Origin of the sequence: Paenibacillus sp. Root52 (assembly GCF_001426865.1) — a bacterium.
Classification (GTDB): domain Bacteria; phylum Bacillota; class Bacilli; order Paenibacillales; family Paenibacillaceae; genus Paenibacillus.
This window is the reverse complement of the sequence record NZ_LMFO01000023.1, coordinates 487399-502587: the sequence shown is the minus strand read 5'-3', so window position 1 is coordinate 502587 and position 15189 is coordinate 487399. Positions and strand designations below refer to the sequence as shown.

The following is a 15189-nucleotide window of genomic DNA, read 5'->3' as shown; positions in this document are numbered from 1 at the left end:
AATGGATCAAATTAGAAAGTTGGATTGGAATGATTGAACGCTATCGCACGGTTCGAGAATCGGGCAATCTAGAGATTGTAATTAAAAAGTCCCGATTTATCGGTCATATTATGCCAGTAACGACAGAAGAAGAAGCCATAGCTTTTATCGATGATATTAAGAAAAAGCATTGGAATGCAACGCATAACTGTTCCGCTTATATGATTGGCGAGCGGGATGAAATTCAGAAGCAATCCGATGATGGAGAACCGAGTGGTACTGCCGGTAAACCTATTTTAGAAGTCATCAAAAATCAACATTTGAAAAACGTAGCTATTGTGGTTACACGGTATTTTGGGGGAATCATGCTTGGTGCAGGTGGGTTAATTCGTGCTTACACAGACGGTGCTGTTGCGGCCATCGAAGCCGGAGAGGCAATCACCAAAGTGCTGCATCGTGAAATATTTGTGGAGCTTGACTACACTTGGCTGGGAAAAGTGGAAAATGAATTAAGGAGCCGGGAAGTCCGTACAGGTGAAACTGGATTCACCGATAAGGTTACGTTGACTTGTCTTCCGCCGGATAGTGAATCTGAGGCATTTGTAGCTTGGATCACGGATTTGACGCAAGGGCAGTCCCGGATCACGGAAGGACAGCGGCTTTATTTTATTGAAGGGGAATAAAATATATGGCTAGAAGAGCAGTCGAACAGGAATTGTCGAGGGAGCGGATACTGGAGGCGGCGAGGCATCTTTTTATTACCAAAGGATACCGCGCCATATCGATGCGAAGCATCGGCCAGCATCTAGGCTATAGTCATGGGTCGCTGTATTATCATTTTAAGGAAAAGGCAGAGCTGTTTTATGCCATTGTGGTGGAAGACTTTAACCATCTGGGACATTTGCTGATGCAAGCTATGGTCAGGCCAGTATGTGATGGCGTGAGCAAAGCGGAACATATCATGATGGAATTTATTCGCTTTGGATTGGATAATCCGTACCAGTACGAGATCATGTTCATGCTGCGGGACGAGGAATTGTTGTCTTATTGTCGTGCCGAACAGGGGCGTTGCTTTGATTTGTTTGCATCCATCATTAGGCAATACATGAAAGAGGAAGGCTGTACAGAAGAGGATATCGAATGTGTACCACGTACACTGTTTTTATCTATGCACGGATTTATTTCCTATTTTAATCAGGATCGTGTAACCTTTGCTGAGATCGAGTCATCTGCACTGTCTCATGTTAAAGTACTCTGTCGCAATCTCCACCACCAGCCTGGCGTCCAATAATGACGCTTTTGTTGCACTCATACACTTCAGGGCGGTGAATTGTCATAACATTAATTCTTTATAACGTTGTCTCGCGAAAGTTTTATGCTGCAAAACAACAAGTCAGGCGGTTCATAACCCGGGAATGGGTGGGAATCGCCTGTTTGTGTTGTGTAACGATCTAGTTGAAGATAACGCAGAGTTTGCTTATCCTTCTATGATTTTGAGGAAATACTGACGCTTACGCGGACCATCGAATTCGCAGAAGTAAATTCCCTGCCACTGACCGAGCAGAAGTCTACCTTCATGGATAATGACTGTTTGCGAAGGACCTGTTGTAATCGACTTCAGGTGAGAGGCTGTATTGCCTTCAGCATGTCGATATTCAGGGTGCTCCCAAGGATACACTTCGTTCAAACGTAGCAGAACATCATGCTTAACGTCGGGGTCTGCATTTTCGTTAATAGCAATGCCAGCGGTGGTATGAGGACAGTAGATTAGCACAGTTCCCTCTTGAATGCCACTAGTTCGGACAATCGCTTCCACGTCCCTCGTAATATCTCTCATTTCATCCCGCCGGGATGTAGATAAACTTTCAGTATATAACACGTACACCCGCTCCTTTTTCATTTCTAATTATGTCTCCTAAATTGTACCTTACCCACCACATGCCAAACAAACCATCCTCATGATTTATCCCACCTCTGGCGGCTGATTCTTTGCCATTAATACATCTCAGATCTGGCTCTAATATATTCAATAAAAGCATTGACGATTAGTACTGTAAACTGGTAAAGTATCAGATAAGCAAAAAACCAAGTAGACTAATGGGAATAATATTAAAGTAATAATACCCATATTAGGGAAAGTGTTGTGCCATAACAGGAAGACTGCCGACCGGACTAAGAACCGGAGGCTGGGAGGGAATACGGCAATGAATACCGTTCTTCGTCACAAGGGATGGACTTGGGGATTTCGCAGTACTGTATTGTTATATTTCATCGTACTTATTGTGCTTCCGATTATCGGGGTGTACGTCAATTCGTTCTCTGAAGGCTGGAGTACCTTTGTCGAGAGTATTATGGATCCAATCGCTTGGAAGGCCGTACTGCTCACCGTTCGGTTGGCTGTGATAGCCACATTGATCAACGTTGTTTTAGGTACGATGATCGCCTGGGTACTCACACGTTATCGTTTTTTTGGGAGATCGTTTCTGAACAGTCTCGTAGACCTGCCTTTTGCATTACCCACAGCCGTTGGTGGATTGATGATTATGTTGCTCTTAGGACCGGTTAGTGCCATTGGCAAGCTGGCACAGTCCATGGGTTTCGAAATTGTATTTCATCAACCCGCGATTGTCATTGCGATGACCTTCGTTACGTTTCCTTTTGTCATCCGAGCTGTACAGCCGCTACTTGAAGAGATTGATCCTTCCGAAGAAGAGGCGTCGTATACGATGGGTGCATCGAAGGCTCGTACATTCAGACAGGTTATCTTGCCATCAATGGCTCCAGGTATGATTAGTGGAGGAATGCTGGCATTCTCTAGGGCACTGGCTGAATTCGGTGCAGTTGTGCTGGTAGCAGGCAATATTCCAGGAAGAACGTTAACGGCATCCGTATTTATATACGGTGAGATTGAGAGCGATAACCCCACCGGGGCAGCCGCTGTATCTGTTCTGTTATTGACCCTTTCCTTCGTCATCCTCTGGATGATTAATCTAGTGCAGATGCGGGGGAGAAGACGATGAGACGGCTGTTAATCGGACTGACGTATGCGGTATTTGTCATTTTGCTGATTATTCCGCTTGGACGGATTGTTATTGGTGCTTTTGAAGACGGAGCAGGAGGATTCCTGGCTGGACTGATGCGTCCTGAGGCGCTACATGCTCTAATGATGACAGGACTGGTTGTTCTCGTTGTCACTCTGTTAAATACATTGTTTGGTATTATGATGGCTATTTATTTGGTTCGTGCTGGCTGGTTAAGTGAACGAATCAAAGGATTGCTTAACAGCATCGTGGATCTGCCTTATGCGGTATCTCCCGTAATTGGTGGATTGATGATTGTGTTATTACTCGGCCCAAGTAGCATTATGGGTGGTTTCTTTGAAGGCATTGGCTTCAATGTCGTCTATGCGTTCCCAGGCATGGTCATTGCAACGTTGTTTGTCACATTCCCGCTCATGGTTAGAGAAGTTATGCCTGTCTTGCAAGAGCTTGGCTCACAACAAGAAGAGGCGGCATCCACACTCGGAGCGTACGGTTGGAGAACGTTCTGGAGTGTAACGTGGCCTTCCATCCGTTGGGCTGTTGTATACGGTCTTGTGCTGACTGTGGCGCGATCATTGGGTGAGTTCGGAGCTGTTCTAGTCGTATCAGGCAATATTATGAACAGAACACAGACAGCAACGACGCTTGTGTATCAGGATGTAGAGAATTTTAATGTGTCTGCTGCGAATGGTGTGGCATTGGTGCTGGTGACGTTTTCCGTATGTCTATTGCTCATGATGGAATGGGCCAAGAAGCGAAAGGAAGTGCATTAAGATGCATGTAGAAGTCCGTGATCTGAACAAACATTTTGGTCAATTTCATGCCGTAAAAGATGTTTCATTCGATATTGCCAAAGGCCATCTTATTGGTCTGCTGGGTCCTAGTGGTGGCGGGAAAACTTCAATTCTACGTATGCTGGCTGGTCTGGAAAGTCCGGGTTCAGGAGAGATTCGCTTTCATGGAAAAGTAGTAAACCATCTGCCACCGCAAGAGCGGGGCATCGGATTTGTCTTTCAGAACTATGCTTTGTTCAAACATATGACGGTATTTGATAATATCGCTTTTGGACTTAAGGTCAAAAAGACACCAAAAGCCCAGATTCGTGAGCGAGTTATGGAATTGGTAGAGCTGACTGGGCTGAAAGGTTTTGAGCAGCGTTATCCGCATCAATTATCTGGTGGACAGCGACAGCGTGTAGCTTTTGCAAGAGCGCTTGCACCTGAGCCTCAGTTGTTGCTATTGGATGAGCCGTTTGCCGCGATTGATGCGAAGATTCGTCAGGAGCTTCGTTCATGGTTAAGGGAATTGATTGAGCGTGTCGGCATCACTTCGATCTTTGTCACGCATGACCAAGATGAAGCCATTGAAGTCGCAGATGAAATTATGATTATTAGCCAAGGACGCTTGGAGCAGAAGGGTACCCCGTGGGATATTTACAAAAACCCAGAGACACCTTTTGTAGCTACCTTTATCGGTGAATCAACAGTCGTGGAGGATGCTTCTGAGCTGAAAGGCTTTGAACATGCGGTTGAAGGTGAGAATACGCGTGCACTGATCCGTCCGGAATATATTGAAATTGGTCTCAAAAATGAATTCAGCATGTTGTCGGCAACTGAAAAAGGTACGGTGAAGCACCTTCACTTCCGCGGAAGTGAGTGGATGGTTGAAGTCGAGGTACGAGGTCATAAGCTGATTACGTATCGTTCCTTGGAGAAAACAACACTGGAAATCGGTCAACAGATTCGCGTGCTTGTGCACCGGGCATATCTATTCAATGATTCCCATAGTTGGGTCGTTGAGAATCGGCTTAAAGAAGATCCAATGCCTGTCATGATCTAATGAATCAAACCAAGTGGGAATTCACCCAGAACGTTTAGAGAGGAAGGCGTTGCCCATGCAGACGAGGAAGAAAACCACATTACCCTTCGTTGCTGTTCTCATGTTTCTGCTCGTCTGCATGACGGTTGGATGCAGTAAGCAAGAAGCTGCAAACGAACCCGGCAATCCTGCTGGAACGGATCAATCCAACACGCTCGTTATTGGGGCTTATAGCGTTGTAAAAGATGCGATGGCAGAACTGTTGCCTATTTTTAAGGCAGAATGGGAAGCCAAGACGGGACAGTCGATCAATTTTCAGGAGTCTTATGAAGCTTCGGGTACACAAGCGAGAGCCATCGCAGGTGGCTTCGAGGCGGATGTAGCTCTGCTCGCGATGGAGAATGATATTGATAAACTGGTCAAGGCAGACCTGGTTAACCCTGACTGGAAGCAGGCGCCTAATGACGGCATGATTACGAGATCTATTGTTGTGTTAGGTACGAGAGAAGGCAATCCACTGGGCATCCAAGATTTTGATGACTTAACCAAACCGGGTGTGAAGGTGCTGTATCCTAACCCGAAGACCTCAGGCGGTGCACAATGGGATATTAACGCGATCTATGGTGCTGGCCTGAAACTGTCGGAAGAGCAGGGGAAGAAAGATCCTGCGGTAGCCAAGGCTTTTTTGGAGAAGGTACATCAGAATGTTGAATCACTTGATAAGAGTGGTAGATCTTCAATGGCGGCTTTTGAGTATGGCGTCGGTGATGTCATCGTAACGTATGAGAATGAGTTGCTCGCCCGGATTGCCAAAGGAGTCAAGTATGATATCGTCGTTCCTAAGAACACGATTTTGATCGAAAACCCGGCAACTGTGGTGGATAAATACGTGGATAAACACGGAAATCGTGAACTCGCGGAAGCTTTTGTGGCGTATCTGAGTACACCAGAAGCTCAGCGTATTTTTGCAAAGCATGGTTTTCGTTCGGTAGATCCGGAAGTATTTGCGGAGACAGAGTCTACTTTTCCAACACCGCCAGGGCTATTCGATATCAATTACCTGGGTGGCTGGGCTGAAGTTCGAACTACACTATACTCCAAACGCGGGGTATGGTACCAGGTATTAGCAGGCTTGTAGTGGAATTGTACAGCATTGAAATGACCTCCGTATGGTTAGATTATATCTAACCATACGGAGGTCATTTACGTGAGAAGGAATTGAAGTGAAAATGCTCTAGATTTATTCTTACAGCACTATTATTGTTGTTCTGAATTTAAATCGAGAAAAAATAATTCAGCTTGAGTGCTATCTTTCTCATATTCCATGCGCGTAAAGGTAAGTTTATCTCCGAAATTATAGATAGGTGTATAACTACCTTCTTTTGTGACTATTCGTTGTTTATTTCCTGTGGTTAGATCGATGGCCATTATATAGGGAGCTTGGTGGTAGATAAGTTGATTGTTAAATAAAAATGGTGAGTAGCCACCCAGCAGGGAGCTATCATGGGTGATAGAGTAAACTTGTTTTTTCGTTTTTCGATCTAAGATTTCGGTAGTACTCTCCATGGTTAATACAATCCATTGCTCATTGGCTGTGAAATCAAAAATGTCTTCACGGTCCTTAACGATCATTTCGGGTTTGGATTGATCCTTAGGATACATAACAATGTCAAACTTTTTTGTATTGTTGTCGTCTTTATTTTCAAAAACGGTTTGTCGTATCAATAATCCGTCACTAACAGGCTTTTGTAAATCGAGGAAAATTCCATCTCTCTTATTCTTTTGTTGTTCATTTAGAAATTGTGTAGCTACTTTGGTCTTTGTTCCAGTTTTTACATCATAAATGTAGGCTTCGCTCTTCACAATGTCATCGGTAATTTTCTTTTCAATCCAACTAATTTCATCATAATTGGTTCTTAATACAGGTACAGCGATTTGATCTTCGCTATTGCCTTCGGCAAATACGACAGGTTTTGCTTTAAGATCGTCTCGTTTCATCCGTAGAATTTGCCATGGTGTATTATTATCTGTTGCTTTGTCAGGATTCTCAATCCAGAATAAGTCGTCCCCGACAGAAACTAGAGTATTAATAATAATGCCTTTAGCGGAGCGGTAGCGAGAAGTATACGTATTATTTTTCGTATCAAACTGGATGATTTCCATCTCGGTTACTTCACTTGTAGAAAAGTCTCTGTCGAAAAAGACAATACCGTTGTCATCTCTATAGCTCGCAACGACCGTATTACGCTCTAAAATATCATTCTTGATGGTCATTGAATCCATTATGAAGGGCAGTTTGAATGCAACGTCGGGTTTAACTTTGGGCAGTTCAGGTATCGTTTGATCTTGAGATGAATCAAGAGAATTAGTTTCAGGTACAGTTTCAATTGTAGTAGTTGGCTCTTTAGGTAGATGCTGATCTGTTGTTGTACTAGGTGGAGTAGACTTGGTACACGCTGTGAGTATTAAAGTAAGCATTAATGTAATATGAATAGACTTGTGCACATACTTCATTTTCATGATGAACCTCCTGTAGACCTGTAGAATAGTAAAGCAGGGAAGTAAAACCTCCCCTGCTTCTAATCAATCTTTTATCTTACCAGATTGTCGCTTGTCTAAAATGGTTTTGATTAGCTTGCCATACTTTCTTAAGATCATACCATTTGTTCCCAAAAGTTTCCCCTCTACTTCCTTGATCATAAGGATCAGTGAGTCTTACTTTTGCAGCATCTGTTCTAAAATCATAACCAGATACATTTAATATATGTCCTTTCACAGTACCGGTGTAATTGATTAATTCATTACTGGTAATTGTTAAATCTAATACAGCTGGAATGTAGTTATCAGAAGTATACATTATGGAACTACATTTTAGATTAATTAGGAAATTTTGTGAATATTTTTATTTTGTTTTATTAAATAGTAAGAAGTATAAATTTTCTTTATTCGTTCAGTGAATCGTCATACCATTCAGTAAAGGCTTGTTTCCATGCCCGCTCGGAGAGTCGTTTGCTTTCCAAAGGAAACGTCTGTCTTGTTATGCATCCGTTGTAACATGCTTGTGGGCGTTTGTTTGCATACGAGCCCTATGTGTTGCTGTCGAGCCAAGTCTTTCTCAACGGTCGCTCTAGAAAAAGCGTACTGTAACGTTTTTTAGCCTTTACAACAATAAAGGGTGATCAGATGTTTTTCGTTTTCAATCTTGAATTACTTCATCAAGCCATTGAGCCTTAATATAGTATGAGGTGTTTAGTGTTCAAAATAGAGGTGTATCTTGACACTTTGTCTTTGAGCGTTGGGACAGAGTATACTGAAAACAGACTAGCCAATTACAGCTAATTTTATAGGAAGGTGTGAATGAGATGAGTACAGAGGTTAAATTGTCCCAAAGTACAGCGATCCGGCTGGAACAGGCGCGCACGAAAGGCATGTCTGATGCAGATATACTGAAAGCCATTCAGGCGAATGATGTTGCGGCTTTTGATGCTGTGTCCGAGGAGGACTACAGATATGATGAGTTCCTTTCCTATGCGGCGGATCATGGAGAGAACTTGGAAGTAGCAGTTCAAGATGGCTACCGTATCACGTTTAATACACGTGGTGGATTAGGCATATACTTGGAGAAAGCATTCGGTGTAGTAGCAGAGAAGGATTTCGCAGTTGGTGAAGGCATTATAACAGGGCTAAAGCTTAAGCCGGAACAGGCAGAAGTGTTAGCAGAGCGACTTGCATCCAACTGGGTTATTACGGAATCGAAGGATGTACCTGAGGGGAAAGTATTGACGCTGAAGCTGCGGGCATTGGTGTAACACCAAGCGAAGGCTAACATCGATAGATCGACATAAGGCTGTCCTGCATTGCGTAAACAATCGCAGCGGGAGAGTCTTTTTTTTGCCAAATCAGAGGTTGGAGAATACAATTTAGATAATAGTGAGCTTGAGAGGGGATAACGATCTTGAATCAACTAACATTTCTTGGAACAGGCGATGCGATGGGGGTTCCGCGTGTATATTGTGATTGCAGCACTTGCACAGAGGCTAGGCTTACCGGCATCAATCAACGTAGACGCTCGTCTATTCTAATCCATAGTGATGGTGTGGAAGAGCCTTTTATGATTGACTGCGGCCCAGACTGGGGAACACAGATGGAAGCGCAGAATCTTAGAATGGTACAGACGATGCTCATAACCCATGCACACTTTGACCACATCGGTGGATTGCCTGAGTGGGGGGATGCATGCCGATGGTTAGGAGTAAAGGGCAATTTGTATGCACCGCGTGAAGTCATCGTCACCATTCAAAGCCAGTTTCCATGGTTAGATCGTCATATGAATTACATGGAAACGGATGACGATATCGAAGTGCATGGCTGGAAAATTCACTCATGGAAAGTATGCCACGGGAAAAACGGATATTCCTACGCCTATCGCCTGGAACGAGACGGATTCCACTGGGCATACTGCTCAGACGCGATTGATCTGAAGGCAGAGGAGAAAAAGCCGTTGCATGGTTTGGATCTGCTCATTTTAGGAACCAGCTTCGTGCATGAATTAGCAGAATTCTCAACACGTTCCGTGTATGATATGCGGGAAGCACAGGAGCTTTTGCAGGAATTGGAGCCTAAGCACACATATTTTACACACATGTCTCATGATGTGGATGTACGGCAGGATTATCATTTAGGTCAAGGCATTACGCTTGCTCTCACAGGCATGAAGGTGTCTCTTAAAAAATAAATACAGAAGAGCGTATCCTTTGCAGGAGGTTCTTCGTTTACATAGTGTAAGTCGATTACAGCAAGAGCACAGCAAGGATGTAAAAGGAAAGCAAGACCAATCAGGAATCAACAAAGGGGGGCCCCGTAATGGCCTTTGTGAAATCCGTGGATTGTCGAATCAACAGATCACACGACCATGTTAATCAACCGCATAATCCATATACACCACCACACATGAATGCTGGAGATTCATTTCAAGCGGACGATCTTCATGCTGCATTACTTAATGTACAGCGTTCGTTGTATGCGTATTGTTTGTCCATGACAGGTTCTAGAGAAGATGCTGAGGATCTGGTGCAGGAGACGTTTGCCAAAGTGTTATCTTCTTCCTCGGTTCATAAATCGGGTGCAGACAGGGACATCAATTGGGAAGCCTATCTCATTCGCATTGCCCGCAATGCGTGGATGGACGTTCTTCGCAAACGCCAACGTTTACATTGTAAAATGGATGGTTTGAAGCCGCTTATCCAAGAAATGGCGGAAGAGGAGCCACTAGAAGAGCTGGATACCGCTGTTGAGATTTTGATTAAAGAGTTGCCGTCATGGCAAAGAGTGATATATATGTTACGAGAGTTATTAGGATATACGGCGGCAGAGGCTGCTGAGATGTTAGATACAACAGAAGGCGCAGTAAAGTCGGCGTTACGTCGTGCCCGGATGACCATAGCTGAGATTAGGGATCAACTAAATGATCTAGATGCCGACGAGGAGACAGAAGTTAGCGAGGAACGAATCCGTATGGAAGAGTTACGCGGTTATTTGCTGGCATTACGCCGCGGCGATACAGCTCGCATAATTGATCTATGTCTGAATCAAACGGATGACCCCATGGCTGTGGCAAGTACGATTTTGCAGCAGGCTCTGCCGTCTTCAACGATGCAACCGATGATGTACAGTTATGCCATCTCAGATTGTTATGGAGGGGGCTACATGGTCAGCATGGTTGCATAATCTGAGGAGGGATATGCATGAATGTGGTACCTTATGTTGTTGAACAGACGGCTCGCGGAGAACGGAGCTACGACATATATTCTCGTTTGCTGAAAGATCGAATCATTATGGTATCTGGCGAGATTGAAAATCAGATGGCGAATGCCATCGTAGCACAGCTATTGTTTCTAACCGCAGAAGATCCGGATAAGGATATTCAAATGTACATTAACAGCCCAGGGGGTTCGGTGACCGCGGGATTCTCGATCTATGATACGATGCAATTTGTGAAGCCAGATATCTCTACCATCTGCACAGGCATGGCCGCAAGTTTCGGAACGATTCTGCTCGTTGGTGGCACCAAAGGCAAACGTCTGGCGCTACCCAACAGTGAGATCATGATCCATCAACCACTCGGCGGGACACGTGGGCAGGCAGCAGATATGCTCATTCACGCTAATCGAATCATTCAGCACCGCCAACGTCTGAACCAGCTGCTTGCTGATCATACGGGTCAACCGCTGGATCGAATTGAAAAGGATACGGATCGTGATTATTTCCTTACCGCTGCTGAAGCTGTGGATTATGGCATCGTTGATAAGGTGATATCTAGCACGTAGGCAAGTTGGCACAAGAACGCATTTAGGGCAGCAAAAGGATAGAAAGAGGACATCTCAAGGTTACTTGACATTTAAGAGGTAAATCAGCCAGGTGTAATTCGCAGTGCTGAATACAGAGTTGGAAGAGCTATCAATTATATCACGGCAGAATATTCACAAAGACAAAGCCCAGATGGTCTATTGACCTTCTGGGCTTTGTTGCATATATAAACTTTGCTCAACTCGATGACATTACATATGCTCAGTGGCACGCTTTGGTAGAGGGACTGCAAAATGTATAACAGACGACCATTTAATAACATGGGCTAACGTCTAAATGGAGCCTTATTGGTTATTATTTCAAAGCGATTGACTTGATTATTTTGGAAAAATTAAAATTAATCGTTGACCATACGTGTATATAGTGTGTATATTAGATATATACAGTATATACGCGTAACCATGAGAACACCAATGAGGTGAGAGCATATTAAGATTTTATTGTCCAACGCATCGAGCGACCCAATCTATATCCAGATCTTAACTCAGATTAGACAGAGCATCTTGAGTGGTGAATTGGTCGAAGGAGATAGTCTTCCTTCCATCCGGCAGCTGGCCAAGGATTTACAGGTGAGCGTGATTACAACAAAACGTGTCTATGAAGAACTGGAGAAGGAGAATCTAATCGATTCCGTAGTAGGGAAAGGTAGTTTTGTCTCGGGAACCAATCAGGACTTTATTCGAGAGCAGCGAATGAGAAGATTGGAAGAGAAGATGCTTGAAATTATTCGTGAGAGTAAAGAGATCGGCATGAGTTCGCAGGAGTTAATTCAACATCTCACTTTGTTGTCAGAGGAGGAACATACAGAATGAACGCCATTGAAATTCGCAACCTTTCCAAAACGTATCCTTTATTTAAAGTAGAAAATGTATCTTTGGATGTGAAGCAAGGTTATATTACGGGGCTTATCGGTCCCAATGGGGCAGGGAAAAGTACGTTAATTAAATTGATTACCGGCTTAATCCAGCCTGATTCTGGGAGTATTCATACATTAGGTAGAAAGATGCCTGAGCAGGAAGTTCACATTAAGCAGCGTCTTGGTATTGTATCAGACGAATGTTTCTATTATGAGCATCTAACCATCTATGAGATGGGCCGGATGATTGCTCCGTTTTATAAGCGATGGAATGATCAAACATTTAGAGGTTATCTGGATCAATTCGAGTTGTCTCCGAAGAAGAAGATCGAGGATTTATCCAAAGGTATGAAGATTAAGTTCTCCTTGGCAGTCGCTTTATCACATGAAGCGGAATTGCTGATCATGGATGAGCCAACTTCCGGTCTTGATCCTGTATTTAGACGGGAATTGCTGGATCTGCTCGCAGACACGATACAAGATGAGACAAGATCCATTATTTTCTCCACACATATTACAACCGATTTGGAGCGGATCGCAGACTATATTACGTTTATCCATCGCGGACAAATTGTATTTAATGAAGCCAAAGATGATGTGCTCGAAAGGTACACGATTGTGAAGGGGGATATGGAGCTGCTGGATGCAGACACCCGTGCTCATTTGGTGGGAATCCGCGAAACGGCTGTGGGCTTTGAAGGGTTGTCTGATAACAAGGTAGAAGCGGAGCAGCTGTTTGGCAGTTATGCGTTGTTACACAGACCCTCCCTAGAAGATCTTATTTATTTTACAGCAAAGGGGGCACGGAAACATGGTTAATCTACTTCGCAAAGACTTCATTGTACTGAAGAGTTCCCTATGGATCATTCCTTTTTATCTGGCCGTGTTTAGTATCGCCTTTATTCCCAAAAGTGAGATGTCCATGTATCTTGTAGGCATATACACCGCATTTGGTTCCATCATGCTTGCGACCATGATCGATGTCAAAAACCATAATCATAATTTCCTGGTCACACTCCCGATCAGCCGGAAAAATGTAGTGCAGGCGAAGTATTTATCGACCATATTCTATACACTTTTTGGCGTTCTCTCATCGTTCGGAATTCATTATCTCGTTAATATGAATTTCCCCGGGCTCCACAAGCCAGATTTCTCAGTATTGGATATTCTGGTTTCGATCGCTATGGTACTTGGCTTAACTTCAATCTATTTGCCTCTTTTTTACGCACTTAGCAAAAAGGGCGCAGGGATCATCAATGTTGTATTCTTAGTTGCTCTCGTTATACTTGCTCAGCCCTTTGCATTACTCATGAACTTGGCGAGCGAGGAAGGCATGGTGACTGGACAGGTAATTGGTATAGTTACCATTGGTATTCTGCTGTTATTCTTTGGTTCTTATCTTCTCACGGTTCGTTTGTTCGCCAAAAAAGATCTGTAAATTTTGAACACGTACTATACATTTTGAGTGTTTGCAAAATAAAATCAAATCAGAGCATAAACTTGCTCGCCTAATAAAGCAGAATGAGCGAGAGGATCGCTCCCATTCAGAAGTCGCCTTTATGGCGACTTTTTTTATGAGAAGTCTTTCTCTCTGCACACCCACCAACCGATTTTCCATATATCCGCCAACAACTCTTGCGAACACACTCCTTATAGATAAATGGAGTTAAGTTAAGTCATTTTGTGCGCTAGTTCAATCAGTCTACTCATACCTTCGTAAATCTGCTGTTCATGTGCATACGAGTAGGATAAACGCAATTTACGACTTGCCCCGGGATCGGAAGGGTCAAACACTGTACCTGGTACAAAAGCGACGGAATGTTCCATACATCGATGTAGCAGTTTGCCCGTATCCATTCCTTCTGGAAGCTCTACCCAGATGTTCAGACCCCCTTGGGGTGTAGTCCAACGCCAATCCGTCTCTTTTAAGCATTTCTCCATCACTTCCATCCGTAATTGGATTGCAGTACACAGTTTGGATATATGCTGATACATACGTGGAGATTGGAAGTAGCGTAGAAACAGCTTCTGATTCAACAGCGGAGATCCGTTATCCGCAAGGCTCTTAATCGCCTGTAATCCAGGCATGAAGCGTGGGCGGCACATAATAGCGGCGATTCGAAGACCAGGAACGACATATTTGCTATAGCTACGAATGTAGAGCGTGTGTCCTGTTGTGTCATAGGTGAAAATCGGCGCCGGAGGCTTTTCTTTAAAATAAATATCATACGTACTGTCATCCTCCACAAGGAAACATCCATATTGCTCAGCCAGTTCGGGTAACTGTTTGCGCTGTTCAACCGGAATGTTAATACCAGTAGGGTTTTGGAAAGTTGGTGTCATATAAAAGAGTTTAGGCTTTTCTTGCTTCATCAGAAGCTCAATCTGATCTAGATCGTACCCCTCTGAGGTGATGTCGGTAAACACGAGCTTCGCACCTTGCTTGCGGAATATTTCCATAGCCGGTCCATAGGTAGGTCGCTCCACAAGAACCCGGTCACCCGGTTTAACTAAACTACGTGCAATGAGGTCAATAGCTTGTTGCGCACCTGAGGTAATCAGGACTTCATCTGCTGAGATATAGAAACGCTCCCGTGAGGTCAGATGGCTAGCCAGTTCACTTCTAAGCTCCAGATCACCCTGATTCGTAGAATAGGTTCCGAGCAGCCGAGGGTAATGATTGAGCAGATCACGCATCAGTTCTCCCCAATACCGGTTGGGCAAGAGAGCAGGGTCAATTAAGGATTTGGAAAACTGGAACTCCGCCTCCAGAGATTGCACACGGTCAAGAGAATCCCAATGCAGCCAAGCCGAGACAGCGGGATCATCCGCCTGATCCATAATCGGGGCTGGGTCAGCAGGACTGACATAATAACCGGATTTGTCTTTGACGTAGACATTTCCACGTTCTTTTAACTCCTGATAGGCTTTGAAAACGGTCAGGCGATGCACACCGAGTAGCTCGGATAGGCTGCGTACAGAAGGCAACTTCTCATGTTCCGTCCATTCTCCTGCTTCAATACGAACAACAAGATAATGAACGACTTGCTCATATAGTTTAAGGCTGTTATCTGTCATCATGATGGTTTTGCCCACCCGGCTCACGCTCCTTTTGAACTCTATTGTAAC

General features: G+C 44.1%; 17 protein-coding genes. 13 read left to right on the top strand and 4 right to left on the bottom strand.

Annotated features, from left to right (window positions below):
• Window positions 1-29: 29 nt before the first annotated feature.
• Window positions 30-662 (top strand): YigZ family protein, encoded by a 633-nt coding sequence (locus tag ASD24_RS20100; RefSeq protein ID WP_056699502.1) that lies wholly within the window; start codon window positions 30-32, stop codon window positions 660-662.
• A gap of 5 nt (window positions 663-667) precedes the next feature.
• Window positions 668-1270 carry a TetR/AcrR family transcriptional regulator gene (locus tag ASD24_RS20095; RefSeq protein ID WP_056699499.1) on the top strand — a complete coding sequence of 201 codons (603 nt, stop codon included), beginning with the start codon at window positions 668-670 and terminating at the stop codon, window positions 1268-1270.
• Between the two features lie 186 nt (window positions 1271-1456).
• Here ASD24_RS20095 and ASD24_RS20090 read toward each other — a convergent pair whose 3' ends face one another.
• Window positions 1457-1858, bottom strand: a complete 402-nt coding sequence (locus ASD24_RS20090; protein WP_056700000.1) for a secondary thiamine-phosphate synthase enzyme YjbQ — start codon at window positions 1856-1858, stop codon at window positions 1457-1459.
• Between the two features lie 325 nt (window positions 1859-2183).
• Between ASD24_RS20090 and cysT the strand changes: the two genes are divergently transcribed.
• From cysT to ASD24_RS20070, 4 genes are read left to right on the top strand one after another with little or no spacing between them, the layout of a single operon-like run.
• Window positions 2184-2999 (top strand): sulfate ABC transporter permease subunit CysT, encoded by an 816-nt coding sequence (cysT, locus tag ASD24_RS20085; RefSeq protein ID WP_056699496.1) that lies wholly within the window; start codon window positions 2184-2186, stop codon window positions 2997-2999.
• Window positions 2996-3793 (top strand): sulfate ABC transporter permease subunit, encoded by a 798-nt coding sequence (locus ASD24_RS20080; protein WP_056699493.1) that lies wholly within the window; start codon window positions 2996-2998, stop codon window positions 3791-3793. Before cysT ends, ASD24_RS20080 begins: the two co-directional genes overlap by 4 nt.
• Before the next feature lies 1 nt (window position 3794).
• Window positions 3795-4859 (top strand): sulfate/molybdate ABC transporter ATP-binding protein, encoded by a 1065-nt coding sequence (locus ASD24_RS20075; RefSeq protein ID WP_056699490.1) that lies wholly within the window; start codon window positions 3795-3797, stop codon window positions 4857-4859.
• Window positions 4860-4914: 55 nt separating this feature from the next.
• The gene (locus tag ASD24_RS20070; RefSeq protein WP_056699487.1) at window positions 4915-5976 is read left to right on the top strand and encodes a sulfate ABC transporter substrate-binding protein; all 1062 of its coding nucleotides are present in this window, start codon (window positions 4915-4917) and stop codon (window positions 5974-5976) included.
• Window positions 5977-6095: 119 nt separating this feature from the next.
• Here ASD24_RS20070 and ASD24_RS20065 read toward each other — a convergent pair whose 3' ends face one another.
• Together ASD24_RS20065 and ASD24_RS20060 are read right to left on the bottom strand one after the other, a co-directional pair.
• Complete coding sequence (locus ASD24_RS20065; RefSeq protein ID WP_056699484.1) at window positions 6096-7358, bottom strand: hypothetical protein; 1263 nt, start codon at window positions 7356-7358, stop codon at window positions 6096-6098.
• Between the two features lie 76 nt (window positions 7359-7434).
• Window positions 7435-7695: a hypothetical protein gene (locus ASD24_RS20060; protein ID WP_056699479.1), complete on the bottom strand. Its 261-nt coding sequence runs from the start codon at window positions 7693-7695 to the stop codon at window positions 7435-7437.
• A 505-nt stretch (window positions 7696-8200) separates the two neighbouring features.
• Here ASD24_RS20060 and ASD24_RS20055 point away from each other — a divergent pair.
• The 7 genes from ASD24_RS20055 to ASD24_RS20025 all read left to right on the top strand — a co-directional run bounded on the left by ASD24_RS20055 (window position 8201) and on the right by ASD24_RS20025 (window position 13498).
• A complete protein-coding gene (locus ASD24_RS20055; RefSeq protein ID WP_056699475.1) occupies window positions 8201-8647 on the top strand; it encodes a hypothetical protein in 447 nt (148 codons plus the stop codon).
• Between the two features lie 146 nt (window positions 8648-8793).
• A complete protein-coding gene (locus tag ASD24_RS20050) occupies window positions 8794-9573 on the top strand; it encodes an MBL fold metallo-hydrolase (protein ID WP_056699472.1) in 780 nt (259 codons plus the stop codon).
• Window positions 9574-9701: 128 nt separating this feature from the next.
• Complete coding sequence (locus tag ASD24_RS20045) at window positions 9702-10565, top strand: RNA polymerase sigma factor (protein WP_056699468.1); 864 nt, start codon at window positions 9702-9704, stop codon at window positions 10563-10565.
• A 17-nt stretch (window positions 10566-10582) separates the two neighbouring features.
• Window positions 10583-11164, top strand: coding sequence for an ATP-dependent Clp endopeptidase proteolytic subunit ClpP (clpP, locus tag ASD24_RS20040; RefSeq protein WP_056699465.1), 582 nt, complete (start codon window positions 10583-10585; stop codon window positions 11162-11164).
• 468 nt (window positions 11165-11632) lie between these two features.
• Window positions 11633-12016, top strand: coding sequence for a GntR family transcriptional regulator (locus tag ASD24_RS20035; RefSeq protein WP_056699462.1), 384 nt, complete (start codon window positions 11633-11635; stop codon window positions 12014-12016).
• Entirely contained in the window at window positions 12013-12879 is an 867-nt protein-coding gene (locus ASD24_RS20030; protein ID WP_056699459.1) for an ABC transporter ATP-binding protein, read from the top strand. Before ASD24_RS20035 ends, ASD24_RS20030 begins: the two co-directional genes overlap by 4 nt.
• Window positions 12872-13498 (top strand): ABC-2 transporter permease, encoded by a 627-nt coding sequence (locus ASD24_RS20025; RefSeq protein WP_056699456.1) that lies wholly within the window; start codon window positions 12872-12874, stop codon window positions 13496-13498. Before ASD24_RS20030 ends, ASD24_RS20025 begins: the two co-directional genes overlap by 8 nt.
• A gap of 233 nt (window positions 13499-13731) precedes the next feature.
• On the opposite strand, the gene ASD24_RS20020 is transcribed toward ASD24_RS20025, so the two are convergent.
• Entirely contained in the window at window positions 13732-15156 is a 1425-nt protein-coding gene (locus ASD24_RS20020) for an aminotransferase-like domain-containing protein (RefSeq protein ID WP_235540701.1), read from the bottom strand.
• Window positions 15157-15189 lie beyond the last annotated feature (33 nt).